Here is a 23,829-nt window from a genome sequence, read left to right on the forward strand (position 1 = left end):
TGTAGGAGGCTATAAGATGATCAAGCAGCTTGGCATGATTACGATTGGACAAGCTCCGCGAACCGATGTTGCGCCTGTCATAGAAAGGTACCTGGAGGGGCGGGCGGAACTCATTCAAGTCGGGGTGCTGGACGGACTTTCAGCAACTCAGATCGCTGCGCTGGCCCCGGAACCAGGTGAATATGTGTTGACTTCCCGTCTGCAGGATGGCAGTGCGGCTATCGTATCCCGTGAAAAAATCAGACCGATGCTGAATCAAAAGATTCGTGAACTCGAAGCCATGGGTGTCCCTAATATTCTGCTGCTGTGCACAGGTTCATTTCCGGGTCTGCGTTCAGCCAAGGTGCACCTCATTGAGCCTGATCGCATTATTCCTCCAGCCGTACAGGCGATGGCCGATGGCCGCCGTCTGGGGCTTATCGGACCATTGCCAGAGCAAGCGGGACAGCTTGATTTGAAGTTTTCCTCCCTGGTTCAGCCCGCGTTTGCCGCTGCTTCTCCCTATACATCCGGCGAGGCTGAGTTCCGGCAGGCGACGGAATCATTAAAGGGGCGTGTTGAACTCATTTTACTGGATTGCATGGGGTATGATGAGCGCCACCGTCAATGGGTTGCCAATGCCAGCGCAGGAATCCCTGTCATTTTGTCGAATGCTCTAATGGGTAAGCTAGTAGCGGAAATGGTCTGACACAGGAGGAGACGAACAAATGAATCAGCAACGAATTGATGTCAGTAAAAATGTTTTGGTGGAATGCCTTGGACTTCGCAGTGGTGAGACACTGGCTGTCATAGCGGATGATGCCAAGAGAGAACTGGCCGAATCCATATATGAGGCAGGCAAGGCATTGGGAGCAGATGCGGTGCTTATGGTGATGAAGGAACGGAGCAAATCCGGTGAAGAGCCGCCTGCACCGATTTCCGAAGCGATGAAGCGTGCAGATGTCGCGGTATGCGTAACCCGTTATTCACTAACCCATACGCAGGCTCGTAAACAGGCCGCAGCTGCTGGAACCCGGGTAGCCACGATGCCGGGCATGACGGATGATATGTTCATGAACGGTGCCATTACCGCAGAATATCCCAAAGTGAAGGCTTTGACAGATAAGGTTACAGCCATGCTGAGTGCAGGGAGAAGTGTCCGCATCGAGAAAGATGGACACCAGCTGTCGTTCTCAATTCAGGGGCGCAATGGTGTGCCAAGCACAGGGATGTACCTCAATCCGGGTGAGTCCGGCAATTTGCCTTCCGGTGAAGCTTACATCGCCCCCGTTGAAGGTATTGGAGAGGGGCAAATCCTGGTGGATGGCTCAATTGCAGGAATAGGTGCGATCAGTGAGCCTGTTCTATTGACGGTTAGAGAGGGCCGCCTTGTTACGGCAACTGGCGCTGAAGGAGATAAGCTGTTATCTATGCTGGGCGAAGGTGATGGTCGAATTCTTGGCGAATTCGGCATTGGCACCAATGACAAGGCTCGAATTACAGGTGTTGTCCTGGAGGACGAGAAAGTCTACGGTACGATTCATGTTGCTTTTGGAAGTAATAATACCTTTGGTGGCACAGTTGCAGCAGGTGTTCATATTGATGCCGTTGTGCAGAAGCCGGATGTGTACATTGATGATGTGTTGATTATGCGTCAGGGAGAACTGCTCGATCAATAATAGAGCAGAATATTCAAGGGATAACCTTGTGGATCAAAAAAAGTGAATGAGAGCGTATGCACAACATATCCACAGTGGGGACCAATGCGTAAATTACGCGGTAGTTTTAGCGACAAATACACAACATATTCACAATATATAAAGAGATATCCACATAACTGGGGGTAACTATCAACAGTTTGTGGGTAACATATGCACAAGATATCCACAGCCTGGGGAGGAATGCCGATGTTGGGTCTTATCAGAGTGATTACGCTTCATCATGAAGAAGATATCCACAGACACGGGGCATTGATTGAAGGACGTTATGGCATTCAGGTTCGGAGTCGCTGCATTCCCGATCAACCGCTGGGGGTATATGATCAGGCCACAGAGCTTGAATCGATTCCCAAAATTGTGGATCTGGCACGAAAACTGGAACAGGAAGGCTGTACCTCTATCGGTATCAGTTGTGCAGCCGATCCGGCTCTTGCGGAAATGCGTGCCGCTGTTCACATCCCAGTCTATGGCGCTGGATCATGTGCTGCACATCTTGCGCTCACATCAGCGGCGCGTGTAGGTGTATTGACCATCCTAGAGGAAGTGCCTCTCCTGATCAGAGGAATACTAGGTGATGCCTATATCGGGATGGAGCGTCCCGAAGGTGTGGTAACCACGTTGGATCTCAACACGGCACAGGGGCGAATCGCGGCTATGAAAGCCGCCAGAAGACTGAAGGCGGAGGGCGCCGAGTCCATCGTTCTTGCGTGTACTGGTTTTGCAACGATGGGTTTCGCCTTGGAAGTGGAAAAAGAACTGCATATCCGGGCGCTTGACCCGATCTATTCATTAGGGGCAGCTGTGTCTGCGTTGAATGTCTGATCTATGGAACTCCGGATGTGGATATTGGATGATTTTATATTTGGGTTAATTTGATTTTGACGCCGATGCAATGTGTATAACTGCATCGGCGTTATTTGTGTTGGATAAGGTGTTATCGGGGCTCTTGGAATAGCATGGCGCAGGAGTGCAAGGAGTGTGGGGGTGAATTGTCCTGTTTTCTAATATGAAGCGATAAAGTGATTAATTTATTTTCTGTGTTTTTAACTACAACTAACAACGCATTAATATTAATATAATTTATGAAATCAATATATAACATACGGATATCACAGAAATTCCCGTTTTTTTTGATCAGATAGTCTGGTAAACTATCCAAAAAAATTAGATACAGTATGCAAGAGTGATTTTCAAATCTGGCTCAGGGTGGTCGATAGGCTTGAAAACGACAGGTATAACATTGAAAGAACTGTTGAATATTCCTATACTCAGCAAGGCCAAAGTCATTAGTGGACACCAAGGATTGGATCGGGTTGTGCGGTTCGTGGATATTATGGAGGTGCCCGATCTGCAAGGATGGTTGCGAGAAGGCATGCTTATGCTGACGACAGCCTATTCGATTCGCGATAATCCCGGCTTGCTCGGAGAACTAATCTATACGCTTAATGAAGCGGGGGCGGCTGCTTTGGCTATCAAGCCTGCGCGTTTTCTCAAAGAAATCCCTAAAGAAGCCGTTGAAGCCAGTAATGACTGTGGTCTGCCCATCATTGAAATTCCTCCGGAAATACCCTACATGGATATTACGCAGCCTGTTATGGAATTAGTGCTGGATCGACAGGCCGCACTTCTCCGCAGGTCAGAGGAAGTATATCGGACACTGATGACAATGGTACTTGAAAACAGTGGAATTCAGGCGGTGGGGGACAATGTGGCCGAGCTACTTCAGGCACCTGTGGGTGTTATCGACAATGCTGGTCAGATGATTGTGTCTTCACCGCCGGATTATGACTGGAAAGAAGCTGTGGACCCACTCGTATGGGAGATAAATCTGGATCGGCGGAAGGTTGCCCGACTGCTGGTGGACAAGGACTCCCTGGATGAAATGGAACAAGTCGGCATTGAGCAAGCCAGATTAGTATTATCCCTGGAATTGATGAGAAACAAGGTGGCGGAAGATACCGAATTGCGTCTTCGGGGCAATTTCATTGACGAGCTGCTGACACCGCCTCTTCTTTTGCCACATGAAGTCGAATCGAGAGGTCGCAAGCTTGGCATGAATCCGGAGCATTTATGGGAAGTAGCCGTGATGGAAGGTGAGACTGCTCCAGATGAAGACCTATTGACCGAATTGCTTGGTCAGGAGGCCAGAAAACGGAGGGTAGCGCCTCATATTGAGTTTCGGACCAACAGGGCGGTGCTCTTTTTGCCAACACCGGAGTCCCGGGATGCGGTATGGATGGATGACGTTCAATCCTGGTCTGATACCATTGGGTTATGGCTCGAAGATCCGGCCAACAAACTTGGACAATTCAGGACAGGCGTAGGCACCCAGGTTCCACTTTGGAATATGCATCAAAGCTATGGCGAGGCCAGAAATGCACTGCTGGTATCCTCCCGTTTGTCGGGTGGGCGTACAACCCGGTTTGAGGATGTAGAGGTATATCATTTGTTGAGCGAAACGGCGAATGATCCAGGTTTTTCGGCATTGTTTGAGCGGAAGCTGGGGAAATTGCGTGCTTATGATGATGAACACAGCGGTGATTTGCTGCGAACGTTTTTTTATTATCTGGAGAGTCGGGGGAGCCTGATCGAGACAGCGAACCGCCTCTATATTCACCGGAATTCCGTGAAATACCGACTGGAGCGAATACGGGACATTACAGGCTTCGACCTGAATCACCCGCGTGAACAATTTGTCTGTCATCTGTGTCTTGTGTACTACTACATGAAACAGGATAAACAAGAGGTGTAGGTCCTGCCAATCGAATACTTGCTTCTACAGCAAAATCAACAATGGATGATATGGTAGATATAGGTCGAAAAATAGCGAACCATGTCTTAGGGTGTAATTTAACATGACATAAATAGGAGACATTAGTGCACAATCGACAAACGGTTGTGCATTTTTTTAGCTAAAAGGGACGTAGTTCGACGCTCGGATTCTAGGTAAAATAAGCACAATTACAAAGAAGAGACGGATAAACAGACAAGTTTTCAAGACTGGGCCGTCCACAGAGAACCGTAAAACAGCAAGTGAGACATCAGAGTTAAAGGGGTTGATCGATTGTTTGCTTACACGCTCCGAAGGCTGCTGCAGATGATTCCGGCGCTGATCGGCATTGTGGTGATTACCTTCATCCTGTCCCGTGTTCTTCCGGGAGATCCAGCCATTGTCATGGCTGGCGAACAGGCCACGGATGATGTCATTGCCAAAATCCGAATGGACATGGGATTGGACAAGCCATTATTTGTACAGTTTTTTAGTTACGTGGGACAGTTGCTTCAAGGGAATCTGGGATTCGCCTACCATACCGGTCATACGGTGCTGAGTGACTTCGCTACCCGCTTTCCGGCAACCATTGAGCTGACATTAGCCAGTGTGATTATAGCCATCTGTGTTGCGATTCCGGTAGGCATTATCGCTGCAACTCGAAAAGAGTCCTTTATCGACCACATCTCCAGGGTGTTCTCACTGATTGGAGCATGTGTACCGATTTTCTGGCTGGGACTGCTGTTTATTTACATCTTCTATTCCATCCTCGGCTGGGCTCCGGCTCCAATGGGACGCATCAGCGGAGACCTCAATCCACCAACGCATATCACCGGATTGTACGTGGTAGACAGTCTTATGACCGGAGATATGGTTGCACTCAAAAGCAGTCTTGCTCATTTGCTGCTTCCGGCCATCTGCCTGAGCACAGGGACAATGGCGATTGTGGCGCGTATGACCAGGTCCAGCATGCTGGAAGTCATCGGACAGGATTATGTGCGTACCGCACGAGCCAAGGGCTTGAGCGAAACCGCGGTCGTCGGCAAACACTCCCTGATCAATGCTCTGATTCCCACGTTAACCGTTCTTGGCCTTCAGTTTGGCGGATTACTCGGTGGTGCGGTAATCACGGAAACTATCTTTTCCTGGCCCGGCGTCGGCGGTTATGTGACAGATTCGATTCTGGCTGCCGATTATGCACCAATTCAGGCCTTCACACTGGTAAGTGCCATTCTGTTCAGCTTTATAAATCTGGCGGTAGATCTGGTCTATGGATTGATTGATCCACGAATCCGTTATGAATAGGGTCGCCGCGAAAGGAGGAGTACCGTTGTGAGTACTGCCGCACCGACTTCCATGGGAACCAAACCTGCACCAGTGGTTGTTCCCAAACCCAAAACCTTTCTGAGACTGTTGCTCCGCAATCGGCTCGCTGCTATTGGTCTAGCCTTTATCGTTATGTGGACTGTCATCGCAGCTATTGCCCCCTGGATTGCCCCTTATGATCCGTACGTGACAAATACGGCTGTGAAGCTGGAATCCCCATCAGGTGGTCACTGGTTTGGTACCGATAACTATGGTCGTGACATTCTGAGTCGTGTTCTGTATGGAGCTAGAATCAGCATCTGGACAGGCTTGATTGCCGTCAGCATCTCGTTTGTCATCGGAGTTACGCTGGGCGGAATTGCTGCTTACTACGGCGGACGTACTGGCAATATCATCATGCGGGTGATGGATGTTTTGCTTGCATTTCCCTCGCTGGTACTCTCCATGGCAATCGCGGCTTCCATCGGCAACGGACTGACGAGTGCCATGATTGCTGTAGGGATTGTGGGTATTCCCGAATTTGCCAGATTGATGTATGGACAGACAGTATCCCTGCGCGAAAAGGAATATGTGGAGGCCAGCAGAGCCATTGGTGTGAGGGACAGAGTGATTCTGTTTCGCCACATCTTGCCGAATGCTTTGGCACCGCTGTTGGTACAGGCCACGCTCGGTATGGGCTTTGCCATTCTGACGGCATCCAGTTTGAGTTTTCTCGGTCTTGGCGTCAAACCGCCTACAGCCGAATGGGGGGCCATGATCTCTGAAGGTCGGGAGTATATCATTTCCGGACAATGGTGGCTCGTGACATTCCCTGGACTGGCTATAGCCACATCCATTCTTGGCTTTAACCTGCTCGGAGATGGTTTCCGTGATGTACTGGACCCAAGGTTGCGTTCGGGAAAATAGGGGTTGGTGATCACCGGTCCCTAAAGAACCGATTCATAGATAGCGCTGAATGGTGGAACCGACTTGCGGGGAATGCCTGAGATAACGACAGGCAAGGTTCCATCATTGGCAGAAGGATGAACGAATGCTGCTGCGCTTGGATCAGGAAATGGGTAAGTTGCTTTCCAAGGTACTGGTGCACACATTTGCTTTGTCTAATAAAAGCTGCAACGTTATACAGTATCACATCATAAGACTGGTTCAAAAAGGGGAGGAAACTAAAAATGAAAAAGCTCAAATGGTTTTCTGCAATGATTGCTCTTACCGTTGTTCTTGGTGGCTGTGCCAGCAATGCCAACCAGCAGCCTGCGGCATCCGGCTCAGGAGAGGAAACAAAACCCGCGCCAACACTGACGGTTGCTTATTCTGAGGGGGGAACCACGATGGACCCGGCGGAGGCTAATGATCTGACCTCGGACACATTGGTACTGGCAACCTATGACCAGTTGGTAACCTATGGTGTCAAAACGGTGGATGGTGCTGATGTAGCCAACACGGAGGATATTCAGCCGATGCTCGCCGAGAGCTGGGAAGTGTCTGATGACAATACGACGTATACATTCAAAATCAAAAGCGGTCTGAAATTCCAAAGTGGAAATCCGGTCAATGCGGATGCGGTTGTGTACTCTTTTGACCGTGTGGCGAAGTCCAGCTCCGGCAGCTTTCTATACGGAATGGCCGACATCAAGAGTGTGACCGCCAAGGACGACTCCACCGTTGAGATCGTACTGAATAAAGCAAACCACATGTTCACCCAGATTATTGCCATGTATACCTTCTCCATTGTGGACCAGAAGCTGGTCGAGGAAAAAGGTGATGATTATTTGAAAACAAATGCTGCCGGATCAGGCCCGTTCACGCTTGAAAAATGGGACCCTGCCAGTGAAGCGGTCTTCCAGGCCAACAAAGATTACTGGCAGGGTGCACCGAAGCTTAGCAAAGTCACGCTGAAATTCACGAAGGAAGCCTCCAACCGTGTTTTGCTGCTGAACAAGAGTGACGTGGACATGGCGATCGAGATTCCTCCCAAAGATGTTGCAGCTTTGCAGGAGAACAGTAATTTGACCATCAAGTCGAATGCGAGTAACCGCATTTTGTTCTTCGCCATGAACAACAATGTGAAACCGTTTGATAATGAAAAAGTGCGTCAGGCAATCAACTATGCGATCCCTTATGATCAATTGATCAACGATGTCATGTATGGTCAGGCCAAAGAGATGAAGAGTGCTGTAGCGAGCAACACACCAGGTTTTACGGATGCAGGCTATGTGTACGAGTACAATCTGGACAAAGCCAAGGAATTGTTGAAAGAAGCAGGTTATGCGGAAGGGTTCAGCTTTGACTTTACACTCGGTTCCGGATTTGACGATTGGGAGTATGATGCGGTTCTGATTCAAGCGGAACTGGCCAAGATCGGTGTCAAAATGAATATTAACAAAGTTGCTCGTGCACAGTTCCTGGAACAGCAAAAAGACGGGAATTTAGTCTCTTATATTTCCAAATGGACTTCTTTTGTTAACGATCCCGGATACCATCTGGGTTTCCTGCTCTATGGTGAAGGCTCTTCTAACTACATTCATTACAACAATGCGGAAGTTAACAAACTGTGGGAAGAAGCAGGCGCCGAACCGGATCAGGCGAAACGCAACGAGCTATACATGAAGGCACAGGAGATTATTACGACAGAAGCGCCATGGGCGTATCTATACGAATACAACCGGGTTGTCGGCATGAATAACAAGGTCAGCGGATACGTGTATTACCCGGATGAGGTTCTGCGTTTCTACCCACTTAGCAAAGAGCAGTAAACGAACGGTCGATTTGGGGGACAGGCAATCATGCCTGTCTTCTGACGATTCGTACTGACCACAATACAGCCGATATTGAAAGGAGCCTGAACAGGATGGATTGGAAAAAGAAGGTACTTGATGCAATCGAGGAAGGCCAGGATGAATTACTGGAGCTCTGTTCACAATTGATTCGTTTTCCGACGGAGAACCCTCCAGGGGATTCGCGTGAGATTAGCGCTTTTATTATCGAATATCTGCATCAGGCTGGAATTGACACCAAAGTACACGCGGCAACGGAAACCATGTTTAACCTGATCTCGACGTTGAACGGAGAAGGGGCGGACAAGTCAGACAAACATCTGATTTTCTGTGGTCATACGGACGTTGTGCCAGCCGGGGATCTTTCCCGTTGGGATTTTGATCCGTTCTGCGGTGAAATCAAGGACGGATATATGCTTGGACGCGGGGCATCCGACATGAAAGCCGGACTTGCCGGCTTAATCTTTGCGACGGTTATTCTGGCGAAGCTGGGTGTGCCTTTGCGCGGAGATCTGTCGCTGATGATTGTTCCGGATGAAGAAACAGGCGGTGACCTGGGGGTACCATGGGTTCTGGAACGTGGTCTTGCAACAGGAACTGCCGCGGTAATTGCAGAGCCGTCGAGCCCGCAGCATCCAACCATTGGACAAAAGGGGAGCTGCTGGTTTGAGTTTACGGTGGAAGGAACACCGGGTCATGGCAGTCTTCAACCCATTGTAGGCGATAATGCGATTGTGAAGGCAGCTAAAGGCATTGAAGCATTGCAGCGGCTGTGGGACATCAAGCCGGACATCCCAGAAGAGGTAAAGGATATTATCCGCATCTCGCAGGAGTATGCGCGTGATCGGGAGAAGGCAGGTCTGGCCTATCAGGTGTTCGACCATGTAACGGTGAATATTGGTTCGATTCAGGGTGGAACCAAGGTGAATGTGGTAGCGGATCGCTGCACTGTTCAGGTAGACTCTCGCGTTCCATTTGGAGTGGATTACCGGGATGTATTGGACCGTGCTCGCTCGCTTCTGCTTGAAGCAGGAATAGAATCGGAGTTGAAGCCGTTTGGCTTCCAGGGCAACGCAAACTGGACACCAGCGCATGAACCAATCGTTAGCCAACTGGTGGAGAGTATCAGCGAAGTCAGCGGCCAAGAGGCGTACGGTGTGTTGCAATGGGCATCCAGCGATGCACGCCACTTCCGTAATCATCAGATTCCGGTATTGCAATATGGTCCGGCAGAGCTGTCCACGATTCATAATTTTAACGAAAAAGCACCCGTATGGCAGATTATCCAGTGCGCCAAGGTGTATGCGCTGAGCGCGCTTAAATATTTGGGCGTGGAAGGTATGGAAGATGAGATGTCATTGAAGAATCCGAAAGATGCGGCTTCCGTAGAAGCCACGACGTCCAAGCGTTAATTCTTTTTAGAAGGAGCAAAGCTAAAGGTTCAGAACGTAATGGCATGGGAGGGGAACAACATGACTGAACTGCTCGAAGTTTCGGATTTGCGGACAGAGTTCATCACGGATGCAGGCGTAATCCGTGCCGTGGACGGGATCAGTCTTTCCATACGGCAGGGTGAGACGCTGGGTATTGTCGGAGAATCGGGATGCGGGAAAAGTATTACATCGTTATCGATCATGCAGCTGCTCCCCAAAAAGATCGGCCGCGTGGCGTCAGGGGAAGTCCGTTTCCAGGGGAAAGACATGCTTAAGTTGTCCGGGCGAGAAATTCGCCGAATTCGGGGTAACCGAATGGCCATGATTTTTCAGGAGCCGATGACCTCGCTCAATCCGGTATTCAAAATCGGCAAACAAATCTCGGAAGCGGCACGATACCATCTGAAGCTGGGCAAAAAAGAGGCTTGGGCACGGTCGGTTGATATGCTTCGCAAAGTCGGTATTCCCCGTCCTGACAAAATTGCAGAACAATACCCGCACCAGCTCTCAGGTGGCATGCGCCAGCGGGTGATGATCGCCATGGCGATGGTATGCAGCCCACAGCTGCTCATCGCGGATGAACCAACAACAGCCCTGGATGTGACCATCCAGGCACAGATTCTGGACTTGATGCGTGATCTCCAGCGGACGGAGAATATGGCAATTATGATGATCACTCATGATCTCGGTGTTGTAGCTGAGATGTGTGATCGCGTCATGGTGATGTATGCAGGACAAGTGGTGGAAGAGACGGATGTCAAAACCCTTTTTGCCGATCCCAAGCATCCATATACTCGCGGTCTTTTGGCTTCGCTGCCACAGCTTGCTGGGGATCAGGACCGTCTCCAGTCCATCCCGGGTCAGGTACCGAATCCCGCCCATATGCCGTCTGGCTGTCGCTTTGCTCCTCGTTGCCCGGTTAAGGAAGCACGGTGCGAGACGATACAGCCCGAATTACTGGAGACAGCACCAAGTCATAGCTGTCGCTGTCTGCTGCAACAGGAGGGGATTATATGAGTGCGATATTGGAAGTCAGAAACCTCAAGAAGCATTATCCTATCCGCAAGGGCCTGTTCTCCAAACAGGTCGGTGCCGTCAAGGCAGTCGATGGTGTAACGCTGTCTGTGGAGCGCGGGGAAACGCTCGCCGTGGTTGGAGAGTCTGGCTGCGGAAAATCCACCACGGGACGTGCCATCCTGCGTCTGATTGAGCCGACGGATGGCGAGGTGTTCTTCGAAGGCAAGGATGTACGGAAGCTTCCGCCAGAAGAGCTGCGCCGTTTCCGAACGGATATGCAGATGGTGTTCCAGGACCCATACGCTTCACTGGATCCGCGCTGGACGGTACAGCGCACACTGGAGGAGCCGCTGCTCACCCACCATAATCTAAAAAAAAACGAGTTGAAAAGCCGAATCGAAGAACTGATGGAAGTGGTCGGATTATCCCCCTATCAGGCACACCGCTTTCCGCACGAGTTCTCGGGTGGACAACGCCAAAGGATCGGGATTGCCCGTGCTCTCGCTTTGAATCCCAAGTTCATTGTTTGTGACGAGCCCGTGTCAGCGCTGGATGTGTCCATTCAGGCACAGGTGCTGAACCTGATGCAGGATCTGCAGGAACAATTCGGATTGACATATATGTTCATCTCGCATGACTTGTCCGTCGTTAAGTTCATCAGTGATCGTGTGGCTGTCATGTATCTGGGCAAAGTGGTCGAGCTTGCGCCCACATCCGAACTCTTTACCGAAGCACTGCATCCATATACCAAAGCATTGATGTCCGCTGTTCCGGTTCCTGATCCGAATGTGCAAAAGGAACGGATCGTCCTGGGCGGCGATGTGCCCAATCCGGAAAATCCACCGTCCGGCTGCACGTTTCATACCCGTTGTCCGTATGTGAAGGACGAATGCCGCTCCGTTATCCCGGAGCTACGGGAGATTTCACCGGGACGCCAGGTGGCGTGTCATTTGTATTAGAAGTGATCATTTGAGTTGAAAAATACGTTCAGAAAATGCAAACAAAACTCCAGTTTACTCGGGGCTCAGTTTGCATTTTTCTTTTTTATCTTCTCTGCTGCCTTTATTTCTGACGATAGATCTACATATTAAGAAATGGGTAAAAATTTTTCTCGCTTCAACCGATATAAACACAGAGAATGCAACATGAAATGTAATTATTCATGATCAAGATGACTATAAAAAGCTTCTATTTGAAACTGAAAACAAGAAGGGTATGAAAACATCTATGGATGAGGAAGTTCAAATTCAATACATTAATTTCTCGGTCGGAAATCAGATTTGTGCGCTTCGTATTGATGAAGTTCATGAAATTATCAAAATGCTCCCTGTAACCACCGTTCCTTTTGGCAGTCCTGAGATTAAGGGTTTCACGCCCTTGTACGGCAAAGTGGTCTCTGTTGTGAGTGTACGCGTCCTGCTTGGCATGCCTGACGAGGAGACTACACCTTCCACTCGTATCATTGTCGTGCCTTACCACGACGATTATGTACCGCTCGTCGTTGATTCCGTGGATTCCGTGGTGATGTATGATCGGTTTGAAGAGCCTACGGAAGAATATCGTCGTTACACAACGGGAATATTCAAGGAAATTGCACACAATGACGATCATGAGGCCGGCATTCTTAATTTGGATGTATTGCTCGGTAATTTAACCAAATCGCAGTAAACGCACTCTGAAATGTTATATACAGAGCACATAACCGCTTGATTATAATAATGCTCCTTACCCCTTTGTGGGGATGAGGGGCATTTTTTAGTGTGATCACCTTATCCTTGAATGCAATGACGCGGTGTGTTTCACCTTTTAACAGGCATACATAATATAGTATGAAGTGGTTTGAAGATGGTTTTTGGAAGTAATGTAGCACTTTTTATGCGTAAAAGTTTTTAAATCCGAGCATTTTCGTATATGATGGAGAGTAACAATGCGAAGGGATGACGGGAGACTGTAATGATGCAATCGCTGTATGGAGTATGGCTTGGTGACGTATTTTTTTGTTTTTCCGGTGAAACATCGGAACCACGTGTGGATGCGTGGAGCCACGTGGTACGGAAGCTGAATTTTGGCGACGGGGGTCGTCTGTTTCAGCCTGCCGCTCTGCGTCTTGCGGAGCTTCGTTGGCCCAATCCGATGCGTAATGCCGCGGAAGCGAAGGGTACGAAGCGACGTCAATTGCTCGGACGGACGTTGGAAGGGCTCGCAATCTCGCCCAAAGATACATTCAAGCTGCTGCTCCATTGGGACGACAGTATATTGAATGCGGCAGGAATTCAGGCCGGAGAAGAGATTCGCTACTGGGTAAAAGCAGCACAGTTTACACAGGAACTGCTGCTGCGCGGAGAATTTGCTCCGTCCGCTGAGTTTGCGGCCAAGACGGGGGCGCGTCGTCGCACCGGACAGGAAACGTTGACAGGTGTATGGCGTCCACGTCTGTTGCAGGAAGCGGATGTAGAACGATTCCGGGAGTTGGCGGAATCTATGCCGCCGATCGGATTGTCTGCTCCCGGAGCATACGCATCTTCTGAACCGGAATCACGGGAGGAAGCGGGAGCGGCCGTATTATTTTCATTTATGAGCGGAATGGTTCATGCGGTTGTCACGGGTGAGATGGAAAGCATGGATAGTGAACTGTCTCGTTACCGCACGCCATTCCGGCGTGGGTCCTCACCGGTAGCAGAGCTGTGGTGGAATAGTCTGATCTCGATGTTCCGCCCGGTGACGGTGCAGGGACCTACGGAGGAAATGGCAGAACTCATTGGAACGCTGCAAGAAGCTGGCGGTACAGCGAGACCCGTGGTAGGCAGTGAAGATACGGCTCCCACGGAAGGTGAGCTGAAGCTGGTACTGCGGCTGGAACCGCCCCTTGGTGATCATGAATCATTGTGGGGAATTACCTTCTGGGCAGACAGTGTGCAGGAATCTGGCCTGAGATTGCCTGCACGCACGATCTGGGCGCATCCCGAACGAGATCTGGACCGTGGCAAAGTACGTTATATTTCAGCTGCAGAACAGCTCCTGATGGCGCTGGGGCATGCATCAGAACTGGCACCGGAGCTGGAAACGGCGCTTCTTCATGCACGACCGGAAGGAATGAAGCTGGAACAGCAAGCCTTTTTTGAATTTTTGACCTATGCTGTGCCTCGTCTACAGAAGGCGGGAGTAACCGTGTTAATGCCTTCCCGCTGGAGCCGTGCAGGGAAACGCCGCGCTGGACTACGTCTGCAAATGCTCAATCGTGGAATAGAAAGACCGCTCGGGGCCCCGTCAGCACTGGGCATGGAGCAGCTGGTTGCCTTCAAGGCAGAACCGATGCTGGACGGCAAACCTGTTACGGCGGAGGAACTGGCTGCCCTTGCGGAAGCAACGGTGCCTTATGTGATGTTCCGCGGCGAATGGATTGAAGTGGATACAAAAGAGATTCGTCAGGTTCTGCGTTATATGAAAAAAGAAGAAGAACAATATATGCCACTCTCCGAATGGCTGCATCTGGCAGCGGAAGAAGGCGAAGATACCGCATGGAAGGGGCTTTCCGTCTTTGGTGCGGAATCCGAGGGGCTGCTGTCCTTTTTGCTCGACGGACAGGTGCTCCGCAGTATTGAGCCTCGGCAGGTTCCGGCAGAGCTGCATGGCGAGTTGAGACCCTATCAAGAGCGCGGGTACCAATGGTTATCCGCCATGCGTGAGCTTGGGTTCGGAGTATGTCTTGCCGATGATATGGGACTGGGGAAAACGATTCAGGTTATTACCTGCCTGCTGGACTTGAAACATGAGGAACAGCAAGCCGCGGCTGAGGAAGCACGTGAGCACGAAGCGTTTATGGGGATGGAAAAAGAGTCCGCGAACGTTGAACAGCCGCACGTGCATGATGCGCATCTGCCTTCACTTATTGTGTGCCCTACCTCGTTGCTTGGGAACTGGCAGCGTGAGCTGAAGCGGTTTGCCCCGAATCTGTCGTTATATATTCACCATGGCGGACAACGGTTGCACGGCAATGCCTTCCAGGCAGAAGCGCAGTCCCATGATATTGTGCTGACGACCTATCATCTGGCTGGTCGGGATGGCCCGGATCTGGCTTCGTTGCACTGGTCTACCGTTGTGCTGGATGAGGCGCAATATATTAAAAATTACCGTACAAAGCAAGCGCAAAGCGTCATGCGTCTGTCTACGCCGCATCGCATTGCGATGACGGGTACGCCAGTGGAGAATCGACTAAGCGAACTGTGGTCCATTTTTCAATTCCTCAATCCGGGGTATCTGGGTACGGCTTCTTCATTCCGCCAGCGCTATACTGGACTGGGCCCATCCGAAGAAAATGCAGCTTCTTTGCGTGAACTTCATCGGCTTGTATCGCCCTTTATGCTGCGCAGGCTGAAAAGTGATCCGGATATCCGCAAAGATCTACCGGAGAAGCTGGAACTGAAATCCTATTGTTCCCTGACACCAGAGCAGACCGTTCTGTATCAGCGGGTGGTGGATGATCTGATGGGCGGATTGGATGGACGAAACGGTATCGCCCGTAAGGGAATTGTGTTGTCATCCCTGACCAAGCTAAAGCAAATCTGTGATCATCCGGTGCTGGCGGACAGCAGCCGGAAGGAACATGGCAAGGCTGAGGCATCCGGCAAAATGGAACGTCTTCTGGAATTGGTGGATGCGATCCGTGACAACGGGGAATCTGCGCTGATTTTCACTCAGTATGTGGCGATGGGGGAACTGCTCGTATCCCGGCTTACACAGCGGTATGAGGAAGAACCGTATTTCCTGCATGGCGGCGTTTCGAAGTCGCAAAGGGATGATATGGTGGAAACCTTCCAAAAAGGGGAGGGCCCATCCTTGTTTGTCCTGTCTCTTCGTGCCGGGGGTGTAGGCCTGAATCTGACGCGTGCCAGTCATGTCGTTCACTACGATCGCTGGTGGAATCCTGCGGTGGAGAATCAGGCGACAGACCGGGTATTCCGAATTGGGCAGAATCGAAACGTACAGGTGCATAAGTTGATCTGTCAGGGTACCCTGGAGGAACGGATTGATGAGCTGATTGAGAGTAAAAAGGCTCTTTCTGAGCAGGTGGTCGGTTCCGGTGAGAACTGGTTGACCGAGATGTCAGATGATGAGTTGCGCGGTCTGATCTCGCTTCAGGGCGAGGCATGGCTGTAAGTTGCGAGATAAATATTACATGCAAAATATAGTGACAGGAAGGGGGATTGTTGTGAGCGAAAAATGGAATGTAGAGCTGCATATGTCCCCCGGTGGATGGACAGCAGAAGTAAGTGCGGCGGTTGATGCAAGCAAAGAGGCATTAGCCGCCGCAGGCAAGACCGAATCAGACGAAGGCTTGTTCACAGTAACAGGCACGCTGCATCAGCTCAGTGAAGCTGAACGCGAGGCTGTGCTGGCACAACTGCGTAAGCGTCCGCTGGCGCTGTACGCGCTGCTGCGCGGCGGCCCTGCCCCGGGGGAGCTCGACGGGCTGCTGCCGCGGCATGCTCCGAGCGAGGCTGTGCCGGGCACGGCCGTTGCTGGCGGCTCGCTGAACGCGGGCGGCACAGCGGCGTGCACCTGCGGCCGCTCGGGTTGCGCGCATGCCGCGGCCGCTGAGCGCGCCGTTGCCGCGCGCTTCGCGGCCGAGCCGCTGCTGCAGCTGGCGCACGCCGGCCTGCCGCGCGAAGCGCTGCTCGCCGGCGTGCTGGGATCATGGGGGGAAGAACTCGCCCATGATCCCAGCGGCCCCGGCCGCGCAGCCGAAACGGCCGGCCGCCCGCAGGCGCGGGGCGGCGAAGGCGGCGCAGCCGTCGGCGAGTGGATCGCCGAGGCAGCCGCGGACGGCGCCATGCACCAGCCGGGGCCTGGCTTCGGCGCCGTGAAGGTGCGGCTGGCGCAGCCGGGGAAGCCCCCGGCAACGCCGGAACTGGCGGCGTTGCTGCCAGGCGTGCCTGCCACCGCAGGGCTAGCATTGATCCGCGAGCGCGTAGCTGCGCGGATGTGGGAGGCTGTCCAAAAGAAGAAGAAGGACAGCCCAGCAACCAAATGATGCACCATTCGGAGCGGGGGAGATCTCAGATCATCCCCCGCTTGTTTGTGATGTGCATCGGCGAAATCCTTTTTATCCAAAATGGATATACACATTTCTAATTCGCTTCTATGGCGTTGAACCTTGGGATAGGGCTCTAAAAGTCCAAAAAACGACCGTACAAGCTGTACACCCGGCATATTTTTAGGGTGACCTCCTCTCAGGGAGGTCTTTACCGGTGGAGCTTCGCTGCAATTTAAGGTATACTGTCGCAGGGGAATACAAGCCCACATGCACGAATACTGCAATCATTATTACAATATGCGATAGGAGTTTTTACATGAAATTACGTACAGGACGACAGCGCCAAGTTGCGGTTATGCTGTCCTCACTTATGATATGCGGAGCTTTGTTATCCGCTTGCCAGGACGGCTCGGGCTCGGAGGAGAACCAGAATCTGAACGCAGCAGGAAGCGCACAGCAAGAGTCGGACGGTACCACGGTTCATTTGACTGAGGATACTGGCAAGGATGGCAATGACACAGGTGGGGATGACAGCTCATCTTCGGACAATAACAATGAAGGTACGGATAGTGGTTCCGGCGATGCTTCAACTGGGGGAGAGGGTTCTTCTGACGCAGGCAATGGAGCCACAGCAGAGGATCCCCTGATGGAGAAACGCAGCATTAGCGCGCTGCAAACGACTATTGATGCACAAGCGGTAGTGACCAATTCAGAAGCGATGACAGTGATCGTTAACAAACAGCGCAGCTTGCCAGAAGGATACGAGCCGGATGATCTGGTTGAGCCTAACGTGCCGTTCTCCTTCGACGGGCCGCATGAAAAGCGCCATATGCGCAAGGAAGCTGCCGAGGCGTTGGAGAAGCTGTTTGCAGGGGCCAAAGCGGACGACATTGAACTTCGTGCGGTATCTGGATATCGTTCTTATGAGCGTCAGGTTTCGATCTATAACAACAATGTCAAAACCAAAGGTAAAGAATACACGGATCGTGTAAGCTCTGTGCCAGGCCACAGCGAACATCAGACCGGACTAGCGATTGACGTTTCCAGTCCAAGTGTAGGCAATGCCATAGAAGAGGTGTTTGGCACATCGAAAGAAGGCCAGTGGTTGGCTGAGCATGCAGCAGAATATGGGTTCATCATCCGTTATCCAAAAGGTGAGGAAGGGATAACCGGCTATGTGTACGAGCCATGGCATATTCGCTATGTCGGCACTGATCTGGCTCCTGATGTTGTGAAAAGTGGACTGACACTTGAAGAATACTTTGATGAGGCTAATATCAAGCTGTAAGCCTGGTGCTTCATCTTTTGATTGAGGACTAGGATCTCAATTTCATAGACCCCTGAATGATTCTCCCCAAGGCACGGGAGATCACTCAGGGGCTTTTTGGTTTGAGCTAAATTCAGCTTATATCCTATTTTATTTGCTTGTTCAGCAGGTCGGCAGACTGATATAATTCATGTTTAATCGGGATTTCAAATCACATTTAAAGCGAGGGAAAGCAGAATGAACAGACAGCAGGTGTTTACCGGTTCTCCATGGGAGCCGCTTGTGGGATATTGCCGTGCCATTCGTGTTGGCAACCGGATTGAGGTTGCGGGTACTACGGCCATGCAGGACGGTGTTGTGGTTGGAGCAGGTGATCCATATGCACAGACGAGATTTATTTTGCAGACCATTGAAAATGCACTGAAAGAATTGGGAGCAGACATGTCTCATGTCGTGAGAACCCGCATGTTTGTAACCGACATTTCCCGGTGGGAAGAAGTGGGCAAGGCTCATGGTGAATTTTTTGGTCAGATCCAGCCTGTCGCCACGATGGTGGAGGTTAGTGCACTCATTGATCCTTTACTGATGGTGGAGATTGAGGCAGAAGCGATTGTTGAAGTAGAAGCTGAAGTTGATGCCGAAATAACGGAATAGAGCTATTACATACATATATACAAAATGTAGTATAGAGAAATAACCTTACCCCAACCTCCATGAAGGAGGAAGTGTGGGATAAGGTTATTTCTGCATTGATATAGTGTGATCTAGCTCTACTGTGCTCTACGCATAAATTAGGCTAGCCTTCTTTTCTGGCAGCTTATTTCGCTTCAGGTTGATCGGCTGGTGTTTCGATTACTACTTTCCAAGCCGTTCCGATTGGCGGCAGGCTGCGAGTCAGGACCGGGCTATAGAAACCAATCACTTTGGCACCTTTGGTCAGTTCCTCTGGTTTGATGGTTTCCCCTTGATGATTCACCAGTTCTGTATCTTTGCTAATGTTAAGAATAACATGATCAGGTGCTGTCTCTGTCAGACGGGAGCCGGAGATCTCGATCTGAGTACCATTATCTTCTGTTGTTTTTACATTTTCAATCGTGCCTGCTGTACCCAGAACTTCTTTTGGTTGTGCTTCGGATTCCGAAGTAGCAGTATCCAGTACAGTGACTTTGTAAGTAGGTGTTTGCGGCGGTAAACTGAGGGTTGCAATCTCTGAGTGCTCAGCTTCCACGTTCATGCCAAGGGTCAGATCAGTAAGCTTGATATCCTTGCCATCCGCGGATTTGAAAGTGGTATCCTCACCAACATTAAGTACGATACCATCTGTACCTGCACCGCCGATATGGATGGATTGATACTTGCCTTCACTGTTAATTCCCGTAATGACCCCACGCTCAGTAACGGTTTTCACTTCCTCTTCACTGGAGATGGTTACTTGGTTACCTGTTGTATTCACTTGTGCGTGCAGTACTTTATCTGCAAAAGAAGCGGGTACAAACAGTGTGCCATTTGTGATTTCAGGCGCTGTTCCCAGCTTAAGCAGCATTTTATTAACTGAATACTGGTCTTTGCCTGTGGTGACGATTGTCCAGAGGGTGCCTTTTGTCAGCTCAGCAGATTTGTTTTCCTTGTTCCATTTCAGTTCAATGCCAAGTGCTTCTGTGAGATCACGCAGCGCGATCATAGGTACTTGACCATCTTTGTTCCAATAACCGTCAGCCATCGGTGCACCGTTCACAGATACTTTTACGGCTTCAGTTCCTTTGCTGTCGGCTGATACGGAAGTTGAATTGATGGGCTGAGTGCTGTCCAGGTTTGCTGCGTATGCGGCTCCCCCGCCCAGGGCCAAGGACAGGACCATCAGGGCGCTAACTTTTTTCATGTTGTTGTTCATTGTTGATTTCATCCCTTCTCATCTTGGTTATGACGCGGTAAACTCCTATTAAGGCCACGTTCCATACTTATAGACGGGACAACTTCGTCCAGTGTTGCACTTTGAGGTAATTAATGTGAGCAGCATGTTAGTCTATTATTTGAAAAACAGACGATATTGCCGGTTATAAGAAGCGGGATGCGGTTAAGGATCAATGAGTGGAAAACGTGTGATTCAGACTTTGAATTAACATTGGATTACATGGGGTTGTGGAGCGTCCAAATATGAGGAGGGGGGCAATCATATGAGTGATATGTTGGTTGCGCTTTACCATTTGCCAGAGCAAGAGAGTGGACTGAAAAAGTTGGAGGAGTCCTCCATTGTCATCCGAAGAGCCATCGCACCAGAGAAGCAGGTTGTGCTGGATTGGGTGAGATCCCATTTTAGCCAGCCCTGGGTGGATGAATGTGATGTAGCTTTTGCACGTCAACCCGTGACTTGTTATATTGCGCTTGAGCATGGGAAAATGATCGGTTTCGCTTGTTATGAAGCAACGTGTCGTAATTTCTTTGGTCCAACAGGTGTTGGTCAGGAGGCACGGGGCAAAGGTGTCGGTACAGCGCTGCTGCTGGCCTGTATGCACGCCATGAAGACAAATGGTTACGCTTACGCAATTATAGGATCGGCAGGACCCGTGGATTTCTATGCTCAGACCCTGGGGGCCGTGAAGATCGAAAATTCAACACCAGGGATTTACAAAGGCATGCTCCGGGTAGACTAGACGATATTCAAGTTCTGGAAAAGGAAGGGAGGAAGAAGATGAGCACAAGCAAAATGCTGCATATCGGCATGATCGGCACAGGCTCCATCTCGGATCTTCATATGAGGTGTTATGCCAAGAACGAGGATGCAGTCATTTACGCCATCTGTGACTTGAACGAACAGCGTGCAGCCGCGGCTGCAGAGAAGTATGATGCACAATCCGTGTACACCGATTATCGCGAGATGCTGAAGGATCCTCATGTGGATGCCGTTAGTATCTGTACGTGGAATAATACGCATGCTGAATTTGCGATCGCTGCCCTGGAGGCAGGTAAACATGTGCTGCTGGAAAAACCGGTAGCAACCAATGTGGAGGATGCACTGCGGATTGAAGAGGCTGTGAAGAAAAGCGGATGTACCTTTGTCGTGGGATTTGTGCGTCGTTATGATAACAATATGCAGATGATGCGCAGTTTCATTGATGCGGGTGAGTTTGGTGAATTGTACTATGCCAAAGCTTCTATCCTGCGTCGCTTGGGAAATCCCGGAGGATGGTTTGCGGACAAAAACCGTTCCGGCGGTGGCCCGCTCATTGATCTTGGCGTACATATTATCGACCAATGCTGGTATCTGATGGGCAAACCGAAACCTGTTTCGGTGAGTGGCAATACGTATCGAAAACTGGGCAATCGTGCCCATATTGAGCATCTTTCTTTTTACAAAGCCGCAGATTACAGTTCTGCTGTCAACAATGTGGAGGATATGGCGAATGCGCTGATTCGCTTCGAGAACGGGGCTTCTTTGGCGGTAGATGTGAGCTTTACCCTGCATGCACGTGGGGAAGAGTCTTCAGTCCGATTGTACGGTGAGCGTGGTGGAATTGAGCTGGAGCCGGAGACGCTAATCGTCACCGAGAAACACAATACGATCCTGAACATTGAACCCCAGACAGACTATAAAGGTCTCGATATTCACGGTGCCTTCCAGAATCAGATTGATCACTTTGTGGATTGTTGTCTGAATGGTACCGAACCCATCAGTCCCATTGCGGATGGTGTGGCTTCGACAAGGATGCTGTGCGGAATCTACGAGTCAGCCGAAAAAGGTCAGGAGATTCGTCTGGACTGATATAGAGATTGAATATAACGTGGTATTAAAGGGTGTTGTTTCTCCATCTTATCAATGGAGAGACAACACCCTTTGGTTGATTCATTGATCGTGATCAGACAAAACGGATGTATGTTACTTTTCAAACCCTTCCAACACGATTTTACCAATTGTAGTGCCCGATTTGCTCTTTCGGTAGGCTTCCAGCAGGTTAGCCGCATTAATTGGTTCAATCCGCTCTGCCATCGTTGTATGAATCTTGCCCGCATCCACCAGATCTGCGATTTCATTAAGTAGAAGATGTTGTTCAATCATATCATCTGTCTGGAACATTGGGCGGGTGAACATCATTTCCCAAACGAGCGTTACGCTTTTTGAGAATAACTTTTGAAGTTCGGCTGGTTTTTCGAATGGCAGAATGGAACAAATTTTCCCTTGCGGCAAAATAACTTCTGCCATCTCATCCATATGCTCATCTATATGATTTAGCACGAAAATATATTGTACACCAGTGAGTCCGAGATCTTTAAGTTGTGGTCCAAATGGTTGATGATGGTTGATCACGTGGTCTGCTCCGTTTGATTTTGCCCAAGAGACCGATTCGGGACGAGAGGCAGTTGCTATGACTCTAAGGCCAGCCAACTTGGCTAATTGAGTAGCGATCGATCCGACGCCTCCCGCTGCCCCGATAATAAGCATACTGTTACCTTCGTTATCCGATGCATTCCTGGAAATACCCAAGCGCTCAAAAAAAGCTTCTCCTGCCGTAAGGCTTGTCAGAGGTAAAGCTGCCGCCTGGGCGAAATCCAGATTTTTCGGCTTTCTGCCGACAATTCGTTCATCTACTAAATGAAACTCACTGTGTCCGCCTGGACGAGTATTGCTCCCCGCATAATACACTTCGTCACCAACGTTGAACAAATTGCAATCGGAGCCGATGTCCACTACCACGCCAGCTACATCACGACCAGGCACAGTCAGGGATAAATTGTCCGGATGTTTGGAAAGATGCGATCTCCAATCCGTCGGATTGACAGATACCGCCTTCACCTCAACGAGTAAATCCTTTCCTGTAGGTTTTGGTTTCTCAACTTCTACCTCCTGAAATGGTGGTATGTCGGTCTCTAGCCCAGGCTCGTAATATCCGAACGCTTTCATCATGATTGGATTTCCCATCGCTATAGTTATCCTCCTCGCAGAAATAAGTTATATATAAATATATAGTATAATATCCGAAATGAACAGTAGTATCATTTTTGGTTTATAGTATCAATAATGATACTATTGGGGCCGAATTTTAAAAAATAAAGACTCCCGTTACTCCTGAAGCAGGTCATTGACCTGAATTCATCGGAGAGGAAGTCTTTGTGATAAGAGTTCATTTATTCAGTGGTGAGTTCTCATACCCCGGATCATCATAATCCGTATCTTGCAGCCGTGAAAGTACATTCATGCTCTCAATCGCCTGCCGGGTATCCGAAGTGCCATGGTCGTAAAGAAACGTGTACAGCAACGTCATGCCATCTGAGAATTGTTCTGTGGCCTCGTCATGATCCGCCGATTTGTAGGGTACCGGAGCTCGCTGCAATGTATAGGCATCTTCATCCTCCAGCACTTTCATCAGGTCTTTCAGCCGGTTTAGCTGTTCATCGTCCACCATGATTTCAAACGGTGTTGATTCGTTCTTGGTCTGTTCAATATGATTATGGGTTACCGATACATAGTAATGCTTTTTGCCGTCCTGCATAATCCAACCTCCATTCTAAAATGGA

20 protein-coding genes are annotated in these 23,829 nt (G+C 50.1%); 17 read left to right on the top strand and 3 right to left on the bottom strand.

The annotated features are described in order from the left end of the window. Window positions 1-16: 16 nt before the first annotated feature. The 15 genes from ACDJ58_RS01495 to ACDJ58_RS01565 all read left to right on the top strand — a co-directional run bounded on the left by ACDJ58_RS01495 (window position 17) and on the right by ACDJ58_RS01565 (window position 18,972). Window positions 17-688 (top strand): AroM family protein, encoded by a 672-nt coding sequence (locus ACDJ58_RS01495; RefSeq protein ID WP_413374921.1) that lies wholly within the window; start codon window positions 17-19, stop codon window positions 686-688. Between the two features lie 19 nt (window positions 689-707). Beyond that, window positions 708-1,658: an aminopeptidase gene (locus tag ACDJ58_RS01500; protein WP_413374923.1), complete on the top strand. Its 951-nt coding sequence runs from the start codon at window positions 708-710 to the stop codon at window positions 1,656-1,658. Window positions 1,659-1,886: 228 nt separating this feature from the next. Next, complete coding sequence (locus ACDJ58_RS01505) at window positions 1,887-2,519, top strand: aspartate/glutamate racemase family protein (RefSeq protein WP_413374925.1); 633 nt, start codon at window positions 1,887-1,889, stop codon at window positions 2,517-2,519. Between the two features lie 397 nt (window positions 2,520-2,916). After that, window positions 2,917-4,449: a PucR family transcriptional regulator gene (locus ACDJ58_RS01510; RefSeq protein WP_413374927.1), complete on the top strand. Its 1,533-nt coding sequence runs from the start codon at window positions 2,917-2,919 to the stop codon at window positions 4,447-4,449. A gap of 312 nt (window positions 4,450-4,761) precedes the next feature. After that, on the top strand, window positions 4,762-5,772 hold the full coding sequence (locus ACDJ58_RS01515; protein ID WP_170867904.1) for an ABC transporter permease: 1,011 nt from the start codon (window positions 4,762-4,764) through the stop codon (window positions 5,770-5,772). 51 nt (window positions 5,773-5,823) lie between these two features. Continuing rightward, entirely contained in the window at window positions 5,824-6,699 is an 876-nt protein-coding gene (locus ACDJ58_RS01520) for an ABC transporter permease (RefSeq protein ID WP_413379417.1), read from the top strand. A gap of 263 nt (window positions 6,700-6,962) precedes the next feature. Beyond that, entirely contained in the window at window positions 6,963-8,546 is a 1,584-nt protein-coding gene (locus ACDJ58_RS01525; protein WP_413374929.1) for an ABC transporter substrate-binding protein, read from the top strand. 95 nt (window positions 8,547-8,641) lie between these two features. After that, complete coding sequence (locus tag ACDJ58_RS01530) at window positions 8,642-9,979, top strand: M20 family metallopeptidase (protein WP_413374931.1); 1,338 nt, start codon at window positions 8,642-8,644, stop codon at window positions 9,977-9,979. A 60-nt stretch (window positions 9,980-10,039) separates the two neighbouring features. Continuing rightward, the gene (locus tag ACDJ58_RS01535; RefSeq protein WP_072734891.1) at window positions 10,040-11,017 is read left to right on the top strand and encodes an ABC transporter ATP-binding protein; all 978 of its coding nucleotides are present in this window, start codon (window positions 10,040-10,042) and stop codon (window positions 11,015-11,017) included. Beyond that, window positions 11,014-11,976, top strand: a complete 963-nt coding sequence (locus ACDJ58_RS01540; protein WP_063567983.1) for an ABC transporter ATP-binding protein — start codon at window positions 11,014-11,016, stop codon at window positions 11,974-11,976. The genes ACDJ58_RS01535 and ACDJ58_RS01540 overlap by 4 nt, the downstream gene beginning before the upstream one ends. A 256-nt stretch (window positions 11,977-12,232) precedes the next feature. Further along, complete coding sequence (locus tag ACDJ58_RS01545) at window positions 12,233-12,685, top strand: chemotaxis protein CheW (protein WP_163758955.1); 453 nt, start codon at window positions 12,233-12,235, stop codon at window positions 12,683-12,685. A 285-nt stretch (window positions 12,686-12,970) separates the two neighbouring features. Beyond that, window positions 12,971-16,174: a DEAD/DEAH box helicase gene (locus ACDJ58_RS01550; protein WP_413374934.1), complete on the top strand. Its 3,204-nt coding sequence runs from the start codon at window positions 12,971-12,973 to the stop codon at window positions 16,172-16,174. Between the two features lie 52 nt (window positions 16,175-16,226). After that, on the top strand, window positions 16,227-17,048 hold the full coding sequence (locus ACDJ58_RS01555; protein ID WP_413374936.1) for a hypothetical protein: 822 nt from the start codon (window positions 16,227-16,229) through the stop codon (window positions 17,046-17,048). 319 nt (window positions 17,049-17,367) lie between these two features. Then, on the top strand, window positions 17,368-18,339 hold the full coding sequence (locus tag ACDJ58_RS01560) for a D-alanyl-D-alanine carboxypeptidase family protein (RefSeq protein ID WP_413374938.1): 972 nt from the start codon (window positions 17,368-17,370) through the stop codon (window positions 18,337-18,339). A 216-nt stretch (window positions 18,340-18,555) separates the two neighbouring features. Further along, on the top strand, window positions 18,556-18,972 hold the full coding sequence (locus ACDJ58_RS01565; protein ID WP_413374940.1) for a RidA family protein: 417 nt from the start codon (window positions 18,556-18,558) through the stop codon (window positions 18,970-18,972). Between the two features lie 163 nt (window positions 18,973-19,135). Here ACDJ58_RS01565 and ACDJ58_RS01570 read toward each other — a convergent pair whose 3' ends face one another. Beyond that, window positions 19,136-20,209, bottom strand: a complete 1,074-nt coding sequence (locus ACDJ58_RS01570) for a copper amine oxidase N-terminal domain-containing protein (protein WP_413374942.1) — start codon at window positions 20,207-20,209, stop codon at window positions 19,136-19,138. A 283-nt stretch (window positions 20,210-20,492) separates the two neighbouring features. Between ACDJ58_RS01570 and ACDJ58_RS01575 the strand changes: the two genes are divergently transcribed. Continuing rightward, window positions 20,493-20,969: a GNAT family N-acetyltransferase gene (locus ACDJ58_RS01575; protein ID WP_413374944.1), complete on the top strand. Its 477-nt coding sequence runs from the start codon at window positions 20,493-20,495 to the stop codon at window positions 20,967-20,969. A 38-nt stretch (window positions 20,970-21,007) separates the two neighbouring features. Next, window positions 21,008-22,078, top strand: coding sequence for a Gfo/Idh/MocA family protein (locus ACDJ58_RS01580; RefSeq protein WP_413374946.1), 1,071 nt, complete (start codon window positions 21,008-21,010; stop codon window positions 22,076-22,078). A 114-nt stretch (window positions 22,079-22,192) separates the two neighbouring features. On the opposite strand, the gene ACDJ58_RS01585 is transcribed toward ACDJ58_RS01580, so the two are convergent. After that, window positions 22,193-23,233 (bottom strand): zinc-binding alcohol dehydrogenase family protein, encoded by a 1,041-nt coding sequence (locus tag ACDJ58_RS01585; RefSeq protein WP_413374948.1) that lies wholly within the window; start codon window positions 23,231-23,233, stop codon window positions 22,193-22,195. A 202-nt stretch (window positions 23,234-23,435) separates the two neighbouring features. Next, on the bottom strand, window positions 23,436-23,804 hold the full coding sequence (locus tag ACDJ58_RS01590; protein ID WP_413374950.1) for a hypothetical protein: 369 nt from the start codon (window positions 23,802-23,804) through the stop codon (window positions 23,436-23,438). Between the last annotated feature and the right edge of the window lie 25 nt (window positions 23,805-23,829).

Origin of the sequence: Paenibacillus taichungensis, assembly GCF_047302525.1 — a bacterium.
GTDB lineage: Bacteria > Bacillota > Bacilli > Paenibacillales > Paenibacillaceae > Paenibacillus > Paenibacillus taichungensis_B.

Excerpts from the sequence above, each read along its gene's own strand:
- ACDJ58_RS01495 (WP_413374921.1), top strand. The coding sequence starts at position 17 with ATGATCAAGCAGCTTGGCATGATTACGATTGGACAAGCTCCGCGAACC.
- ACDJ58_RS01500 (WP_413374923.1), top strand. The coding sequence starts at position 708 with ATGAATCAGCAACGAATTGATGTCAGTAAAAATGTTTTGGTGGAATGC.
- ACDJ58_RS01505 (WP_413374925.1), top strand. The coding sequence starts at position 1,887 with ATGTTGGGTCTTATCAGAGTGATTACGCTTCATCATGAAGAAGATATC.
- ACDJ58_RS01520 (WP_413379417.1), top strand. The coding sequence starts at position 5,824 with ATGGGAACCAAACCTGCACCAGTGGTTGTTCCCAAACCCAAAACCTTT.
- ACDJ58_RS01525 (WP_413374929.1), top strand. The coding sequence starts at position 6,963 with ATGAAAAAGCTCAAATGGTTTTCTGCAATGATTGCTCTTACCGTTGTT.
- ACDJ58_RS01530 (WP_413374931.1), top strand. The coding sequence starts at position 8,642 with ATGGATTGGAAAAAGAAGGTACTTGATGCAATCGAGGAAGGCCAGGAT.
- ACDJ58_RS01535 (WP_072734891.1), top strand. The coding sequence starts at position 10,040 with ATGACTGAACTGCTCGAAGTTTCGGATTTGCGGACAGAGTTCATCACG.
- ACDJ58_RS01540 (WP_063567983.1), top strand. The coding sequence starts at position 11,014 with ATGAGTGCGATATTGGAAGTCAGAAACCTCAAGAAGCATTATCCTATC.
- ACDJ58_RS01545 (WP_163758955.1), top strand. The coding sequence starts at position 12,233 with ATGAAAACATCTATGGATGAGGAAGTTCAAATTCAATACATTAATTTC.
- ACDJ58_RS01550 (WP_413374934.1), top strand. The coding sequence starts at position 12,971 with ATGATGCAATCGCTGTATGGAGTATGGCTTGGTGACGTATTTTTTTGT.
- ACDJ58_RS01560 (WP_413374938.1), top strand. The coding sequence starts at position 17,368 with ATGAAATTACGTACAGGACGACAGCGCCAAGTTGCGGTTATGCTGTCC.
- ACDJ58_RS01565 (WP_413374940.1), top strand. The coding sequence starts at position 18,556 with ATGAACAGACAGCAGGTGTTTACCGGTTCTCCATGGGAGCCGCTTGTG.
- ACDJ58_RS01570 (WP_413374942.1), bottom strand. The coding sequence starts at position 20,209 with ATGAACAACAACATGAAAAAAGTTAGCGCCCTGATGGTCCTGTCCTTG.
- ACDJ58_RS01575 (WP_413374944.1), top strand. The coding sequence starts at position 20,493 with ATGAGTGATATGTTGGTTGCGCTTTACCATTTGCCAGAGCAAGAGAGT.
- ACDJ58_RS01580 (WP_413374946.1), top strand. The coding sequence starts at position 21,008 with ATGAGCACAAGCAAAATGCTGCATATCGGCATGATCGGCACAGGCTCC.
- ACDJ58_RS01585 (WP_413374948.1), bottom strand. The coding sequence starts at position 23,233 with ATGGGAAATCCAATCATGATGAAAGCGTTCGGATATTACGAGCCTGGG.
- ACDJ58_RS01590 (WP_413374950.1), bottom strand. The coding sequence starts at position 23,804 with ATGCAGGACGGCAAAAAGCATTACTATGTATCGGTAACCCATAATCAT.